Origin of the sequence: Streptomyces sp. DH41 (genome assembly GCF_029813785.1) — a bacterium.
Lineage (GTDB): Bacteria > Actinomycetota > Actinomycetes > Streptomycetales > Streptomycetaceae > Streptomyces.
In genome coordinates this window covers 1-14798 of sequence record NZ_JARVKY010000042.1, presented here as the reverse complement: position 1 = coordinate 14798, position 14798 = coordinate 1, and the positions used below count along the sequence as shown (strand labels likewise).

General features: G+C 73.2%; 15 protein-coding genes. 9 read left to right on the top strand and 6 right to left on the bottom strand.

Features of this window, described 5'->3' with window-relative positions; translation table 11 throughout:
* Positions 1-56: 56 nt before the first annotated feature.
* The 4 genes from QC283_RS37695 to QC283_RS37680 all read right to left on the bottom strand — a co-directional run bounded on the left by QC283_RS37695 (position 57) and on the right by QC283_RS37680 (position 3545).
* Positions 57-770: a DsbA family oxidoreductase gene (locus QC283_RS37695; RefSeq protein ID WP_279566300.1), complete on the bottom strand. Its 714-nt coding sequence runs from the start codon at positions 768-770 to the stop codon at positions 57-59.
* 91 nt (positions 771-861) lie between these two features.
* The gene (locus QC283_RS37690; RefSeq protein WP_279566299.1) at positions 862-1365 is read right to left on the bottom strand and encodes a GNAT family N-acetyltransferase; all 504 of its coding nucleotides are present in this window, start codon (positions 1363-1365) and stop codon (positions 862-864) included.
* 37 nt (positions 1366-1402) lie between these two features.
* Positions 1403-2011, bottom strand: a complete 609-nt coding sequence (locus QC283_RS37685; RefSeq protein WP_279566298.1) for a DUF1349 domain-containing protein — start codon at positions 2009-2011, stop codon at positions 1403-1405.
* Positions 2012-2015: 4 nt separating this feature from the next.
* The gene (locus tag QC283_RS37680; protein WP_279566297.1) at positions 2016-3545 is read right to left on the bottom strand and encodes an aldehyde dehydrogenase (NADP(+)); all 1530 of its coding nucleotides are present in this window, start codon (positions 3543-3545) and stop codon (positions 2016-2018) included.
* Positions 3546-3736: 191 nt separating this feature from the next.
* Here QC283_RS37680 and QC283_RS37675 point away from each other — a divergent pair, with 191 nt between their 5' ends.
* The 9 genes from QC283_RS37675 to QC283_RS37635 all read left to right on the top strand — a co-directional run bounded on the left by QC283_RS37675 (position 3737) and on the right by QC283_RS37635 (position 12222).
* Entirely contained in the window at positions 3737-4510 is a 774-nt protein-coding gene (locus QC283_RS37675; RefSeq protein WP_279566296.1) for an IclR family transcriptional regulator, read from the top strand.
* 3 nt (positions 4511-4513) lie between these two features.
* Positions 4514-4984 carry a GNAT family N-acetyltransferase gene (locus QC283_RS37670; protein ID WP_279566295.1) on the top strand — a complete coding sequence of 157 codons (471 nt, stop codon included), beginning with the start codon at positions 4514-4516 and terminating at the stop codon, positions 4982-4984.
* Positions 4985-5061: 77 nt separating this feature from the next.
* Positions 5062-6072 carry a hypothetical protein gene (locus QC283_RS37665; protein ID WP_279566294.1) on the top strand — a complete coding sequence of 337 codons (1011 nt, stop codon included), beginning with the start codon at positions 5062-5064 and terminating at the stop codon, positions 6070-6072.
* On the top strand, positions 6069-7364 hold the full coding sequence (locus QC283_RS37660; protein ID WP_279566293.1) for a sensor histidine kinase: 1296 nt from the start codon (positions 6069-6071) through the stop codon (positions 7362-7364). The genes QC283_RS37665 and QC283_RS37660 overlap by 4 nt, the downstream gene beginning before the upstream one ends.
* Before the next feature lie 127 nt (positions 7365-7491).
* Positions 7492-8154, top strand: coding sequence for a response regulator transcription factor (locus QC283_RS37655; RefSeq protein WP_279566292.1), 663 nt, complete (start codon positions 7492-7494; stop codon positions 8152-8154).
* A 111-nt stretch (positions 8155-8265) separates the two neighbouring features.
* A complete protein-coding gene (locus tag QC283_RS37650; RefSeq protein ID WP_279566291.1) occupies positions 8266-9720 on the top strand; it encodes a peptidoglycan D,D-transpeptidase FtsI family protein in 1455 nt (484 codons plus the stop codon).
* A 139-nt stretch (positions 9721-9859) separates the two neighbouring features.
* Positions 9860-10426, top strand: coding sequence for a SigE family RNA polymerase sigma factor (locus tag QC283_RS37645; protein ID WP_279566290.1), 567 nt, complete (start codon positions 9860-9862; stop codon positions 10424-10426).
* Positions 10423-11301: a hypothetical protein gene (locus tag QC283_RS37640; protein ID WP_279566289.1), complete on the top strand. Its 879-nt coding sequence runs from the start codon at positions 10423-10425 to the stop codon at positions 11299-11301. The genes QC283_RS37645 and QC283_RS37640 overlap by 4 nt, the downstream gene beginning before the upstream one ends.
* A gap of 87 nt (positions 11302-11388) precedes the next feature.
* The gene (locus QC283_RS37635) at positions 11389-12222 is read left to right on the top strand and encodes a pectate lyase (protein ID WP_279566288.1); all 834 of its coding nucleotides are present in this window, start codon (positions 11389-11391) and stop codon (positions 12220-12222) included.
* A 160-nt stretch (positions 12223-12382) separates the two neighbouring features.
* On the opposite strand, the gene QC283_RS37630 is transcribed toward QC283_RS37635, so the two are convergent.
* Positions 12383-13483 (bottom strand): dienelactone hydrolase family protein, encoded by a 1101-nt coding sequence (locus tag QC283_RS37630; RefSeq protein WP_279566287.1) that lies wholly within the window; start codon positions 13481-13483, stop codon positions 12383-12385.
* The gene (locus QC283_RS37625; RefSeq protein ID WP_279566286.1) at positions 13467-14600 is read right to left on the bottom strand and encodes a pectinesterase family protein; all 1134 of its coding nucleotides are present in this window, start codon (positions 14598-14600) and stop codon (positions 13467-13469) included. The genes QC283_RS37630 and QC283_RS37625 overlap by 17 nt, the downstream gene beginning before the upstream one ends.
* Positions 14601-14798 lie beyond the last annotated feature (198 nt).

The window sequence follows — 14798 nt, the reverse complement described above, 5'->3', positions numbered from 1 at the left end:
TATTCCTACGCGGTTCCTCCAAGAAACGCTTATGTACGGGCGCTGACCTGCGGTTTTCAGGCCTGGGGCACCGCGCACCCGTCCGGACCGCACGCCTCGGCGCCCCCGTCGTCGATCAGCTTCAGCGGCGTGCGCTCGCCCCACGCCCGCGTCAGCGCCTGGGCGAACACCTCGGCGGGCTGGGCGCCGGAGACGCCGTACGCCCGGTCGAGCACGAAGAACGGCACGCCCGTGGCGCCGAGTTGTGCGGCCTCCCGCTCGTCGGCGCGCACCTCGTCGGCGTAGGCGGTGGGGTCGGCGAGCACCTCGCGGGCGGCGTCCGCGTCCAGGCCCGCGGCGACGGCCAGTTCCACGAGCCGCTCGTCGTCGGCGAAGACGGAACGCTCCTCGGCGAAGTTGGCCCGGTAGAGCGCGTCCAGCAGCGCCTCCTGCCGGCCCCGCTGCCTGGCGAGGTGCAGCAGCCGGTGCATCTCGAAGGTGCTGCCGTGGTCCCGGCCCCGGGTGCGGTAGTCCAGGCCCTCGGCGGCGGCCTGCGCACCGAGGTTGTCCTCACCGGCGTGCGCCTGCGCCTCGCTCATGCCGTACTTGGCGGTGAGCATCGTCAGCACGGGCTGGACGTCGTCCTTGGCCCGCCCGGGGTCCAGCTCGAACGACCGGTGGACCACCTCGACGCCCTCACGGTGCGGGAAGGCCGCCAGCGCCTTCTCGAAGCGGGCCTTGCCCACGTAGCACCACGGGCAGGCGATGTCGCTCCAGATCTCGACGCGCATGTCTCGGCTCTTCTCCAGGTCGTACGGGTACGGAGGCGCCCTCCGTCTCGCACGTGAACGTCCGGGCGGCGGGCCTCATTCCCCCGGTACGTCATTCCCCGGGCACGTCGAAGCGCAGGTACAGGTGGTGGTCGCCCTCGGCGGGCGGGTTCTGCGGGTCGGGGAGCCAGCCCCGGCGGGCGTAGAAGGCCTGGGCGCGCCGGTTGTCGGTGTGCACGTCCAGGACGGCCGTCCGTCTGCCGTCGGCGCGCCACTGTTCGACGCAGGCCGTGTGCAGGGCGGTGCCGATGCCCGAGCGCCAGTGGTCGGGGTCGACGTGGAACTGGAACAGCCTGACCGTGTCCGCCGGGCCGTCGTCCGGGACGCGGAAGGAGGCGATGCCGACGAGGCCGCCCCGTTCCACGGCGCAGAGCACCTGCCCGTCGGGCCGTTCGGCGGCACCGCGCCAGACGGACACCCAGTCGAAGCCGTCGTCGGGAAGCCCGTCCGGGTAGTACGTCGCCCGGGCCCGGGCGTGCAGGGCGGCGACGGTCTCCGCCTCCGCGGGCAGGACGGTGCGGATCACCCGGCTTCCGGTCACACGTTCGCTGATCATGCAACGCAGGACGCGGAAGCCGGGTCCTCCGGTTGCGTCAGCCGCCGTCGCGCAGGTCCGCGGGCGAGGACGGCCGGAACTCCAGGTGGTCGTACGTCACCACGCACCCCTCCCCCGTCGGCGCCTGGGCCAGGAAGCCGACCAGGGCCGCGCCGGTCTCCTTCTCGTCGCCCAGGGTGAACAGCCGGACGAAGGTCCAGCGCTCGCCGTCGAGGGAGGCGTGGAAGGCGAAGGCCCGTCCGGTCCGGCTGACCCGCAGCCAGACGGAACTGCCGTCCACCGGGAAGGAGTTGCAGTCGTCGGAGTGTCCCCGGGTGACCACCGTGCAGACGGTGGGTACGTCCGGGGAGTACTCCAGGCACAGCTTGGCCCAGGCCCGGTCGCCGACGTGGACGTAGAGGACCCCGGCGTCGAAGGCGCCGTTGAACCCGACCGTGACGCGGGCGATGAGCTGGAAGTCGCCGTCGGGAGCGCCCAGCAGCCTGGGCGCGTCGGAGGCGGGCTCCAGCGCCTCGCCGGTGGGCGGCACGAACCGGTCCTGCCGGGGACCGGCCGTGCCCGTGAGCACTCCGTCCTCGTAGGACCAGCCGCCGTCGGGGCCGTGGGGGCGGAGGGGGAAGGGCAGTTCGGGAAGTTCGAGTTTCATGGCCCTATCGCTCCAGAACGCCGTTGAACCGGCGAGGCAGCCCCAGCGGATTCCCGTCCCGCAGCTCCGCGGGCAGCAACGCCTCCGGCGTGTTCTGGTAGGCGACCGGCCGCAGCCACCGCTCGATCGCGGTACCGCCCACCGACGTGGACGTCGAGGTCGTGGCCGGGTACGGCCCCCCGTGCTGCTGAGCCGCGGCCACGGCGACCCCGGTGGGCCAGCCGTTGACCAGCACCCGTCCCGCGAGCGGGGTCAGTTCCGCGAGGATCTCCGCCCCGCGCCCCTCGCCCGCCGTCTCCTCGGCGGAGAGCTGCACGGTCGCCGTGAGGTTGCCCGGCAGCCGGGACAGCACGCCCCGCACCTCGGACTCGTCCTCGTAGCGGGCCACCACGGTGACCGGCCCGAAGCACTCCTCCAGGAGCAGGTCGTGCTCGCCCTGGGCCGCCAGTCGCCCGGCCGGCACGGTGAGGAAGCCGGCGGCGACGGTGTGCTCGCCACCCGAACCCGGTGTCACCGGGGAGTCCACGTCGGGCAGCGCCGCGCGCTCGGCGACGCCGGCGACGAAGTTGTCCCGCATGCGGTGGTCGAGCAGTACGCCGGCGTCGGTGTCGCTGACCGCGTCCGTGAGGGACTTGACCAGGCCGTCACCGGCGGCACCCGTCGGCACCAGGACCAGGCCGGGCTTCACGCAGAACTGGCCGACGCCCAGGGTCATCGAACCGGCCAGCCCCGCGCCGATCGCCTCCGCCCGCTCGGTGGCCGCCGCCTCGGTGACGACCACCGGGTTCAGCGAGCCCAGCTCGCCGTGGAAGGGGATGGGGACGGCTCGGGCCGCCGCGGCGTCGAACAGCGCGCGGCCACCGCGTACCGACCCGGTGAAGCCGGCCGCCGCGACCAGCGGGTGCTTGATCAGTTCGACGCCCGCCTCGAAGCCGTGCACCAGGCCGAGGACACCGTCCGGGAGGTCGTGCCGGACGGCGGCCCGGCGCAGCACCTTGGCGACCAGCTCGGACAGGGCCGGGTGGTCGGGGTGCGCCTTGACGACGACCGGGCAGCCGGCCGCGAGCGCGCTCGCCGTGTCGCCGCCGGGGACGGAGAAGGCGAAGGGGAAGTTGGAGGCCGAGTAGACGGCGACGACCCCGAGGGGCACCTTGTAGCGGCGCAGGTCCGGGATGGGCGGGGTGGCGGTGTCGTCGGGGTGGTTGACGACGACGCCGAGGAACTCGCCCTCGTCGACGATGTCGGCGAAGGCCCGCAGCTGGTAGCAGGTGCGGGCGAGTTCGCCGGTGAGCCGGACCGGGCCGAGCGCGGTCTCCGCGTCGGCCACCTCGACGAGGGTGCTCTCGGCCGCCTTCAGCTCGTCGGCGGCGGTGCGCAGGAAGGCCGCGCGGACGCCCCGGTCGGCCAGGGCGTCCCGGGCGGCGTGCGCGGCGCGGACCGCGGCGTCCACCTCCTGGGCCGAGGCTTCCACCGCGACCTGTTCACGCTGCTTCCCGGTACGGGGGTCGACACTCCAGACTGGTGCTGCTGCCACCGCGGGTCCCTCCACGTGCTCTGCGTCGGACGTGCTCTGCATCGGAGGCGTTCGGTGTCGACTCGATCGGTGCCGGCTCGGGGTGATACCGACTCGGAGCGCTACCGACTCGTTCGATATACTGAACGCTGTCTCTGATGATGAATATGCTGTTGGAGACTATTTCCCGTCGAACGAAGGGGTCAAGGGCGATGTCGGCTGTCGAGACGGGGGGCGGAGCGCAGGTCAAGTCCGCGGTACGGACGGTTGAACTGCTCGAGTACTTCGCCGGACGCCCCGGTATGCACTCCCTCGCGTCGGTCCAGGAGGCCGTCGGTTACCCCAAGTCCAGTCTCTACATGCTGCTGCGCACGCTGGTGGAGCTGGGCTGGGTGGAGACGGACGCCACGGGCACGCGGTACGGCATCGGTGTACGGGCGCTGCTGGTCGGCACGTCGTACATCGACGGCGACGAGGTGGTCGCGGCGGCGCGGCCGACGCTGGACCGCCTCTCCGACGACACGACGGAGACCATCCACCTCGCGCGGCTGGACGGCACGAACGTCGTCTACCTCGCCACCCGCCAGTCGCAGCACTACCTGCGGCCGTTCACCCGGGTCGGCCGCCGGCTGCCCGCGCACTCGACGTCGCTGGGCAAGGCCCTGCTGAGCACGTACACCGACGAGCAGGTCCGCAAGATGCTCCCGGAGACGCTGCCCGCCCTGACCGAGCACACCATCACCGACCGGGAGCGGCTCATCGAGGAGCTGCGCCAGGTGCGGGAGCAGGGCTTCGCCGTGGACCGCGAGGAGAACACACTGGGGCTGCGCTGCTTCGGCGTCGCGGTCCCCTACCGCACGCCCGCGCGGGACGCGATCAGCTGCTCGGTGCCGGTGGCGCGGCTGACGCCCGCGCACGAGCAGATGGTGAAGGACGCGCTGTTCGACGCGCGGGACCGGCTGACACTGGCCACGCGTAGGCTCTGAACCATGCACATCGCTCTGCGCGAGGTACACGACAGCGACCTGCCCGTCTTCTTCCGGCAGATGAACGATCCGGAGGCCCTGCGCATGGCGGCCTTCACCCCCGAGGATCCGGCGGACCGGGACGCCTTCGAGGCCCACTGGAGGAAGATCCGGGCCTCGGTCGACGTCGTACGGACGATCCTGGGCGACGGTGACGTCATCGGCAGCGCGGCGGTGTACGGGGAGCCGGGCGAGCGCGAGGTGACGTACTGGGTGGACCGCGCCTACTGGGGCCGGGGCGTGGCCACGGCGGCGCTGCGGGTGCTGCTGGCCGAGGTGCCGGACCGCCCGCTGTACGCGCGGGCGGCGGCGGACAACACCGGGTCGCGGCGCGTCCTGGAGAAGTGCGGCTTCGTGACGAGCGCCCGCGCCCGGGGGTTCGCCCCGGCCCGGGGCGAGGAGATCGACGAGGTCGTCCTCCACCTCGCGGGCTGACCCGCTCCGCCGTGCGGCGGAGGCGGATCGTCGGCGCGCAGGACGTGCCGGAGTCCTTCGCGCGGGAGCGTGGAGGCATGACGCCGACGCTCGCATCCACTCCCGCCGCCCCGGCCGCCCCGCGCCCTCGGCCCTCCCGGACCCGGGGGCTGCTGCGTGCGGTCGCCGTCATCGCCTGCCTGCCGTATCTCGGGCTCAAGGTCGCCTGGATCGCGGGGAGTCACGCCGGGATCCCGGACGGCAGCGTCCTGCTGGACCACCGGGTCGCCATGGCGGTGGGCAACGGGCTCACCGTCCTGCTGGACAGCTGTGTGATCGTACTGGCGATGGTGCTGAGCCGGCCGTGGGGTCTGCGGGTGCCCGCGCGGCCGCTGGCCTTCCCGGTGTGGGTCGCCACAGGGCTGCTCGCGCCGATCATGGCCGGGTTCCCGCTGCAGCTCCTGACGCAGGCGCTCGGCGGTGACACCGCGCCGGCGTCCGGCCCGGGACACGAACCCTTCCTGCACTCATGGGTGTTCGCGGTCGTGTACACCGGGTTCATCGTGCAGGGACTCGCCCTCGGGGCGCTGTTCGTGCTCTACGCGCGTGACCGCTGGAGCCATCTGTGGCGCGGGCGGATGTGGGAGCTGCCGGTCGCCGTCGTCGGGACACCGTACAAGGCCGTCGCCGTCGCCGCGGCGGTCCTCGCCTCGTTCCCGCTCGCCGTCCGGCTGTACTGGGCGTGCGGCGGCACGGCGGGGCTCGGGGCGGCCACGGACCGCACCAGTGACTTCCGGGTGCTGGACGGCATGCACGTCGCCTTCCTCGTGGCGGCCGTGGTCGGCGCCCTGCTGCTCGCCTTCCGCCGTGCCCGGGTCCTGCCGGTCACGGTGCCCCTCGCGACAACCTGGGTGTGTTCCGGCGCCGCGGCCTGCTGGGGCGGCTGGCTGCTGCTCGCCGCGCTGCTGCCGTCCGACGATCCCGCCGACCGCCCGGCACGGCTGATGACGCTCACCTACGCTGGCCAGATGACCGTCGGTCTCCTCCTCGCCTCAGTCGGTGCCCACTTCCTCGCCCGGCGGTCGGCCACGGCCCGCACGCTGCCGTGACCGCACTCGCCCGGTTCCTGTTCGGCCGGCGGGCACGCCTCAGGTGGATCCACCTGATCCTCGGCGGCGCGCTCGCCATGCCCTACGTGCTGGTCGGTTCGGTCGTCGTCGGCCCGGTCGCCGGGGACGCGGACGTCTTCCGGTCCCTCTCCCTGCAACTGGCCTCGTTCGCCTTCGGGTTGCCACTCGCCGCCGTCACCTCGCTGTTCCCGCTGACCCGCCCCCTGGAGTCCGGGGTCGTGCGGTGGCTGTGCGGCGTGGCGGCCGACCGACTCGCGTACGGGCCCGCCCGTACGAAGGGCGAGAAGGGACGTACGGCGGCCTGGTTCACGCTGCACCTGGGAGCCGGCGGGATCATCGCCGGGATGTCGCTGGCCGTGCCGCCGTTCGCTGCCGCGCTGATCGCGCTGCCCTTCGTACCGGCGCTGCGCGACGACCGGGCGGGGCTGCCCGGTGTCCTCCACCACGCCTGGGCACTCGCGCTCGCGCCGGTCGCGGGGGCCGCGATGCTGGTCGCGCTCGCCTCATGCGCCGCCGGGTGCGGCGCGCTGCTGGCCCGTTGGGCGCCCGCGCTGCTCGGCCCGTCCCCCGAGGACCGGGTCGCGGCGGCCGAGGCACGCGCCGCCGACCTCGCCGTCCGCAACCGGCTCGCGCGCGAACTGCACGACTCCGTCGGCCACGCCCTGAGCGCGGTCACCCTCCAGGCGAGCGCGGCGCGCCGACTCCTGGACACCGACCCGGAGTTCGCCCGCGAGGCCCTCGCCGCGATCGAGGACACCACCCGCCGTACGGTCGGCGAACTCGACGCCGTACTGGGCGTACTGCGGGACGGCGACGCGCCCGGCACCGCGCCCGCGCCGACGCTCGCCGCCGACCTCGACGGCCTGCTGCGCCGCACCCGTGCGGGCGGACTGCGGGTGACGGCCACCGTCGCCACCGACCCTCGGGCGCTGCCGCCACTGGTCTCCCGCGAGGCGTACCGCATCGTGCAGGAGGGGCTGAGCAACGCGCTCAGGCACGGGGGCGGGCAGGTCACCGTGGCCCTGCGCGTCGAGGTGCTGGACGATCAACTGCGGATCACCGTCGAGAACCCTCTCGGTGAGGCCGGTGAAGCCGGTGAAGCCGGTGAGGCCGGTGGGGCCGGTGGCACCCGCGCCCCGCGCCCCGGCGGCGGCCACGGCCTGCGGGGCATCGCCGACCGGGCCCGCCTGCTGGGCGGCGCGGCCCAGGCGGGCGGCGCGGGCGGGACGTGGCGGCTCCACGTACGACTGCCGCTGAGGGCCACCGGGTGACCGGCCCGGAGAAGACCGTACGATCCGCCCGGAAGGCGGCCGTGTGCCCCGCCGCCGGAAGAAGGTCGTACGGAGGGCCGTGCGACCCGCCGCAAGGAGACCGTGTGACCCGCTCGCGGAGGACCCCATGACCCGCCCCCCTGTCCGGATCGTCCTCGCCGACGACGAGCGCATGGTGCGCACCGCCCTGCGCGCCATCCTCTCCGCCGAACCGGACCTGGAGATCGCCGGTGAGGCGGCCACCGGGGCCGAGGCCGTCTCCGTCGTGCGGGAGACCCGGCCGGACGTGGTCCTGATGGACGTCCGCATGCCCGAGACCGACGGGATCCGCGCCACCGAGCAGATCCTCGCCACGCTCGCCGAGCCGCCCCGCATCGTGGTCGTGACCACCTTCGAGAACGACTCCTACGTCTACGACGCGCTGCGCGCCGGGGCCGCCGGCTTCCTGCTCAAGCGCGTCGACGCCGACACCCTCGTCCAGTCCGTTCGGCTGGTGGCGCACAGCGACACGCTGCTGTTCCCGGCGGCGGTACGGACGCTGGCGGCCGAGCACGCGCGCGCGAACCCCGATCCGCCCGCCTGGGTGGCGCGGCTCACGGAACGCGAGGGCGAGGTGCTGCGGCTGATGGCGACCGGGCTGACCAACGCGGAGATCGCCGAGCGCATGCGGGTGGGGTCCGCCACGGTGAAGACCCATGTCGCGTCGGTGCTGGCCAAGACCGGCACCCGGGACCGCACCCAGGCGGTCATCCGGGCCTACGAGGCGGGCTTCACGAAACCGGTCTCCTGACGCCAGGTCGCGTGGCGCCGGCCGGTCCCGTGACGCCGGTTCCATGAACGGAAGATGAGAAAACGGGCGCATGGGAACGATTCGCTCCCGCCCGTTCGTCCTGCCAGTGGGATGAACAAGACGATCAGGCGCGCTTCGGTCTTCACGCTGCTCCTGGTGTTCGCTCTGCTGGTCAGGGCGACCTGGGTGCAGTTCTACGAGGGCCAGGCACTCGCGGACGACAAGGAAAACCGGCGCAACGCGATCGAGACGTACGCGGAGCCGCTGGGGAACATCATCGTGGCCGGCCGGTCGATCACCGGCTCGGCGCCCACGGAGGGGGGTGACCTCGCCCACAAGCGCACGTACGAGAAGGGCAAGCTGTACGCGGCGGTGACGGGCTACGCCTCGCAGGCGTACGCGCCCACCCAGCTGGAGGGCATCTACCAGGACCTGCTCAACGGCACCGATCCCCGGTTGAAGACGGTGATGGACACGGTCACCGGCACCCGGGCCGAGCCGGGCAACGTGGTCACGACGATCGACCCGGACGTGCAGAAGGCCGGGTTCGAGGCACTGGGCGAGACCAAGGGCGCCGCCGTCGCGATCGACCCGAGGACGGGCAGGATCCTGTCGGTCGTGTCGACCCCGTCGTACGACCCGAGTTCGCTGACCGACGCCAACACCGCCGGCGAGGCGTGGGAGCGGCTCACCTCGGACCCGGACAAGCCGCTGACCAACCGCGCGCTGCGCCAGCCGCTGCCGCCGGGCTCGACGTTCAAGCTGGTCGTGGCGGCCGCCGCGCTGGAGGACGGGCTGTACGGATCGGTGGACGAGAGGACGGACAGTCCGGACCCGTACCGGCTGCCGGGCACCGTGACGGACCTGACGAACGAGAATCCGAACGCCCCCTGCGAGAACGCCACGATCCGCACCGCGCTGCAGTACTCGTGCAACAACGTCTTCGCGAAGATGGCCGTCGACCTCGGCCAGGACACGCTGCGCGCCACGGCCGAGAAGTTCGGCTTCAACGACGAGACACAGGACGTTCCGGTCCGGGCCTACACCAGCGTGTACCCGAAGGACATGAACAAGTCGTCGACGGCCCTGACGGGCATCGGCCAGTTCGACGTGACGGCGACCCCGCTGCAGATGGCGATGGTCTCGGCGGCCCTCGCCAACGGCGGCGAGCTGGTCTCCCCGCACATGGTGTCGCAGATCACCGACAGCGGCGGTGACGTCCTGGAGGACTACGGCGACGCCGGCTCGAAGCGGATCGTCAGCTCCTCCACCGCCGAGCAGCTCCAGTCGGCCATGGAGACCGTCGTGGACAAGGGCACGGGGTCGAACGCGCAGATCTCCGGCGCGACCGTGGGCGGCAAGACGGGCACGGCCCAGCACGGCGAGAACAACAGCAAGACCCCGTACGCCTGGTTCACCTCGTACGCCAAGTCCGACTCGTCGGACAAGGAGGTCGCCGTGGCGGTCATCATCGAGCAGTCCGACGCGGCCCGCTCCGAGGTCAGCGGCAACGGCCTGGCGGCCCCGGTGGCCAAGGCGATGATGGAGGCGGCGCTCAAGAGCTGACTCTCCCGGACGGGTTCGGTCTGTCACACGGCGTTCGACGCACCGCACGGGCGGTGCGTCGGACGCTGCTACAGTTCCGGATCCGGCCCGGCGCACGGCTGTTCGACGTCGGGGAAGCCGCTGCGAGGAGAGTCCGCCCGTGGGGACAGTCGTCGACGACGCCGCCTCGGCGGAGTTCCACGCCTTCTTCGAGCGCCACTACGCCGAACTCTCCCGGCTCGCCCATCTGCTGACCGGCGAGCCGGACGCCGCCGACGACCTCGCGGCGGACGCCCTGCTGGCCCTGTGGCACCGCTGGGACCGGGTCCGCGCGGCCGACCACCCGGCGGCGTACGCGCGCGGTGTCGTCGCCAACCTGGCCCGCACCCGCATCCGCAGCGCCGTGCGCGAGCGCAGACGCATCGCCCTGTTCTGGTCGCAGCGCGAGGAGAAGACGGAGAACCCGGACGTCCCGGGTGTGGTGGACGTCCAGGAGGCGCTGCGCCGGCTGCCGTTCCGCAAGCGGGCGTGCGTGGTGCTGCGGCACGCGTTCGACCTCTCCGAGAAGGACACGGCGCTCGCCCTGGGCGTCTCGGTGGGTACGGTGAAGAGCCAGACCTCGAAGGGAATGGCCGAACTGCAGCGGTTGCTCGGCACCCAGGCGGCCCCGAAGCAGGTGCACGCGGCGATCGCGCGCAGCGGTGAGACCGCGGGAGGGAACCGATGACGGGGCAGCGGGACCGGGACGAGGAGCTGCGCGCCCGGCTGCGTGAGGCGGCCGCGGCGCACGAGCCCGACCGGGCGCGCGTCCTGGCCCGGGTCGAGCGCGGTATGGCGGGCCGGGGCCGGGACCACCCCGGGCACCACCGGGCGACCCGTCCGCCGCTGCTGGGCTGGGCCCGGGTGGCCGGTGCCACGGCCGCGGTGGCGGGAGTCCTGGCGGTCGGCGGCTACGCGGTCGCGTCCGCGGTCAAGGACGACGTTCCGCCGCAGCGCTCGGTGGCCACCTCGCCGACTCCCACGCCGTCTCCGGACGCCGGCACGAGCCGGGCGCCCGCCCCGTCGGCCGACCCGACGCCGAGCACCGCGCCCGAGTCCGAGTCCGAGTCCGAGGAGGCCCCGCGGCCCCCCGCGTCCTCCCGGCCACCGACCGCGCCCGGCACCGGCACCGGGACCGCCGAGCCCCCCGTCTCCGCCGTCGAGGACGGCCCGCTGTGGTCGGACGGCTCCGTGGACCCGCACAGCAACGACTTCTGGGCCCAGAGCAACGTGACCCTGAAGACCGGTGAGCCGCTGACCGCGCTCACCGTGGAGCTCAGGGTGGCGCAGACCGGCGGGGTCGCCTCCACCGGCGCCTGGCGGTCGCTGCCCGAGGACGACTTCACGTTCACGGTGGAGGAGCGGGACGGTTTCCTCGTCCACCGGTGGACGCTCGAACAGGGCCGCACGGTCCCGGCGGGCGAGTGGGTGTTCGCCGGCCAGTACGACCACGAGCGCGGCGGCCGGGACGCGGGCGGCGACAGCTACACCGCGACGGCCACCGCCGGGTCCGAACGACTGACGGTGCGGGGCGACTTCGCTCCCCGCGGCGGCGGTTCCTGAAAGAAGTCCGAAGGCACGGCAACCCTTTCCTCCCCAGTGGCGACCAGGAAGCGCGAAGATCCTCTCCCCCACGCAAGGAACATGGGCATGACTGCACGAGCTGAACAGCGCGTCCGCCACCGCCGCCGGGTCACCAAGCGGCGGGCGGTGATCGCCGGAACCGCTGCCTTCGGCCTCACCGGAGCGGCGATCGTCACCACGACGATGCTCTCCACCGCCGGTGCCGCCTCGTCCTGGCCCACGGACACCGGCAGCAAGCCCGTCTCGTCGACGATCCCGGTCAAGGGGACGTACGACGGCGGGATGAAGAAGTTCTACGGCACCGGAGCCCTGGGCGGCGACAGCCAGGACGAGGGCCAGGACCCGGTCTTCGAACTGGCGGACGGCGCCACGCTGAAGAACGTCATCATCGGCACCCCCGCCGCCGACGGCGTCCACTGCAAGGGCTCCTGCACCCTGCGGAACGTGTGGTGGCTGGACGTCGGCGAGGACGCCGCCAGCTTCAAGGGCACCTCGCCCTCGGCGGTGTACACGGTGTACGGCGGCGGCGCGAGGAACGCCGACGACAAGGTGCTCCAGTTCAACGGCGCGGGCAAGCTCGTCGTCTCGAAGTTCCGGGTCGAGAACTTCGGCAAGCTGGTGCGCTCCTGCGGCAACTGCGGCAAGCAGTACAAGCGCACGGTCATCATCGACGACGTGGACATCACCGCGCCCGGCAAGTCGATCGTCGGCGTCAACCAGAACTACGGCGACACGGCCTCCCTGCGGAACGTCCGCGTCCACGACGACCCCAAGAAGAAGATCGAGACCTGCGTCCGCTTCGAGGGCAACAGCTCCGGCAAGGAGCCGAAGAAGCTCTCCCCGGTCGGCCCCTACGGCAAGACGTGTGACTTCACCGGCTCGGACATCAGCTACGACTGACCGCCCGGGCGCGTCCCCGACGCACCCCTGATCCACCGGCCCGCCCCCCGGGCCGGTGCGTGCCGTCCGAGCCCCCCTCGGCCGGCCCGTCGAACGCCCCCGCCGGTGACGACCGGCGGGGGCGTTCCCCTTCCGCCGGTGGTGCCGGCCCCGGAGCCGGTCAGGCCGGCGCCGCCGTGACCGACTCCAGCCATGCGAAGACCTCGTCCTGCATGCGCGACGGGAAGGCGTGTCCGACGTCCGGCCAGGTCTCGGTGCGCAACCGGTCGGCGGCGCCTCGGGATCGCCAGACGGCACGCAGCCTCGCGTACGCGGCGCGGACGCCCTCGGCGGTGAACAGGCGATCCCGCTCACCGCCGAGGAACAGCATCGGCCTGGGTGCGGCGATGCTCGCCACGTCGGGGATGTCGAGGTGCCGGGCGAGTCCGGGGTGGAGCATGTGGAACGCCGACTGCCCGCGCAGGGAGTTGTTGCCGGGCACCAGCATCTCCTTGAGGCCGGTCATCCAGCACACACTCACCGCGGCGGCGATGTGGTCGCTGAGGGCGGCGGTCTGCCAGGCGCGGTAGCCGCCCATGGAGAAGCCCACGGCCGCGATCCGCCGGGCGTCCACGCGGTCGAGCGAGGCCAGGAAGCCGGCGGCGCGCTCGTCCTCGCGGGCCAGGAGCCCGGCGAGGGAGCCACCGAGGTGGAAGAGGGTGCCGGCCAGGGCCTGTTGCCGGGAGTAGGTGAGCGGTTCCCGGTCGCCCCAGCCCAGGGCGTCCGCACAGAGCACGACGTACCCGCGCCGGGCCAGTTCGTCGCCGAGGAAGCGCCCGTCGAAGTGCCGGTCGGCCCACTGCTCGGCGGCGGCGAGCCGGGTGTCGTCGTACCAGGGCCGGACCACTTTCTCCTTGCCGATGTCGAAGCGGGAGCCGTGGTCGTGCGGGAGCAGGACGGCCGGGAAGGGCCCGGTCCCGTGCGGGGTGAGCAGGGCGCAGCGGACCCGTCCGTAGCGGGTGAGGGAGAGGGTGACCAGTTCCCGTGTGTATCCGTCGCCGTCCGAGCGGGCGGTGAACTCGGGGGCGTACGGCGTGGCGTCCTGCCGGTCGACGAGGAGGTGTTCCTCGACCGTCGCGCGGGCCGCCCGCCGCCACGCCTCGAAGTCCCGGACCGGCGAGCGGCCCCAGGCCAGCGGGAAGGTCAGTTCGTCCTTGAGCGCCGGATGGAAGCCGGGCAGCACACCGGAGGTGTCGTCGGACGGATCACCTGTGGCGGTCATAGGGCCGCCAGTCGCCGAGATACGCCTCCCGGGTGTGCGACGCGGCCTCGGCGCGGGAGAGCCGGGGCCGGTTCTCCGGCACGGTGACCGCGGCACCGGGGCCGGTGTTGCGGTACTCGCGAAAGCGCTGCTCCTGCCATGGGTACGCGTCCCGCATGTTGGCATAGGGCTGGACGGCGTCGATGCCCGCGCCGAGGTGGGTCTCGCGCACGGTGAGCATCGGGCGGGCGGTGGTGTCGGAGCTGGGCACCCAGGGGCGGGCCAGCTTGTAGTAGCCGTCGGGGGCCTCACTGCTGATCCGGCCGCGGGTGACGAGGTAGCCGCGCGGGTTGGCGCCCGCCGTGGACGGGGCGAACACGAAGCCGTGGGGGGCGCCGGACAGGTCGGTGCGGAGCAGGGTGCGGAAGTGGCAGCGCTCGTACACGGCCGTCGCCCGGCCGAAGACGAAGTCGACGTCGCCCTCGACGTAGCAGTCGGCGTAGTACTGGCGGGCGAAGAGGCCGAGGTCGCGGGTGTCGGCGTACAGGGTGTCCTGGTGGCCGAGGAAGCGGCAGTGGTGGAACGCCGAGCGGTCGCCCTGGACCTTGATGGCGACGGCCTGGGTGCCGGTGAAGTCGGGGTTGTCGGCGCGCAGCCAGTCGTTGGCGAAGGTGATCCGGCGGGCGGTGAAGCCGTCGGCCCGCACGGTGGTGGTGGCGGAGCCGCTGGTGCCGTAGGTGCCGGAGCCGTCCGGTTTGGGGGTGCCGGCCGCGTTGTCGTAGACGATGACGGTGTCGCGCGGGTCCTCGGCGGCGCCGATCCAGGTGGCCCCGGTGCGGTCGGCGTCGACGGAGACCGTCTCGCGGTAGGTGCCGGGTGCGAGGACGAGCGTCCAGCCGGGGCCCTCGGCTGCGGTCACGGCGGCCTGGACGGAGGTGAAGTCGCCGCGGCCGTGCGGGTCGACGTACAGGGTCCTCGGGGTGCGGCGGGCGGCTGGTGAGCCGTACCGGCCGAACGGACGCCGGTGCGGACGCGGCCGGGTGCCGGCGACGGCGGGGCCGGCCGCGAGGCCGAGGGCGGCGCCCGCGCCGGCGGTCGTCAGGAGGAAGCCTCTGCGGGACAGGGCGGGTCGGTGCATGCCGGTGCTCCTTCGGGGTGCGGGACGAGGGCCGGTCGGGACGGAGGGCCTGGGTGGGAGGGCCTGGGTGGGAGGGGCACGAGGTGAGAGGGGCACGAGGTGAGAGGGGCACGAGGTGAGAGGGGCACGAGGTGAGAGGGGCACGAGGTGAGAGGGGCACGAGGTGAGAGGGGCACGAGGTGAGAGGGGCACGAGGTG

Excerpts from the sequence above, each read along its gene's own strand:
- QC283_RS37675 (WP_279566296.1), top strand. The coding sequence starts at position 3,737 with ATGTCGGCTGTCGAGACGGGGGGCGGAGCGCAGGTCAAGTCCGCGGTA.
- QC283_RS37640 (WP_279566289.1), top strand. The coding sequence starts at position 10,423 with ATGACGGGGCAGCGGGACCGGGACGAGGAGCTGCGCGCCCGGCTGCGT.
- QC283_RS37690 (WP_279566299.1), bottom strand. The coding sequence starts at position 1,365 with ATGATCAGCGAACGTGTGACCGGAAGCCGGGTGATCCGCACCGTCCTG.
- QC283_RS37655 (WP_279566292.1), top strand. The coding sequence starts at position 7,492 with ATGACCCGCCCCCCTGTCCGGATCGTCCTCGCCGACGACGAGCGCATG.
- QC283_RS37650 (WP_279566291.1), top strand. The coding sequence starts at position 8,266 with ATGAACAAGACGATCAGGCGCGCTTCGGTCTTCACGCTGCTCCTGGTG.
- QC283_RS37625 (WP_279566286.1), bottom strand. The coding sequence starts at position 14,600 with ATGCACCGACCCGCCCTGTCCCGCAGAGGCTTCCTCCTGACGACCGCC.
- QC283_RS37635 (WP_279566288.1), top strand. The coding sequence starts at position 11,389 with ATGACTGCACGAGCTGAACAGCGCGTCCGCCACCGCCGCCGGGTCACC.
- QC283_RS37670 (WP_279566295.1), top strand. The coding sequence starts at position 4,514 with ATGCACATCGCTCTGCGCGAGGTACACGACAGCGACCTGCCCGTCTTC.
- QC283_RS37695 (WP_279566300.1), bottom strand. The coding sequence starts at position 770 with ATGCGCGTCGAGATCTGGAGCGACATCGCCTGCCCGTGGTGCTACGTG.
- QC283_RS37630 (WP_279566287.1), bottom strand. The coding sequence starts at position 13,483 with ATGACCGCCACAGGTGATCCGTCCGACGACACCTCCGGTGTGCTGCCC.
- QC283_RS37685 (WP_279566298.1), bottom strand. The coding sequence starts at position 2,011 with ATGAAACTCGAACTTCCCGAACTGCCCTTCCCCCTCCGCCCCCACGGC.
- QC283_RS37665 (WP_279566294.1), top strand. The coding sequence starts at position 5,062 with ATGACGCCGACGCTCGCATCCACTCCCGCCGCCCCGGCCGCCCCGCGC.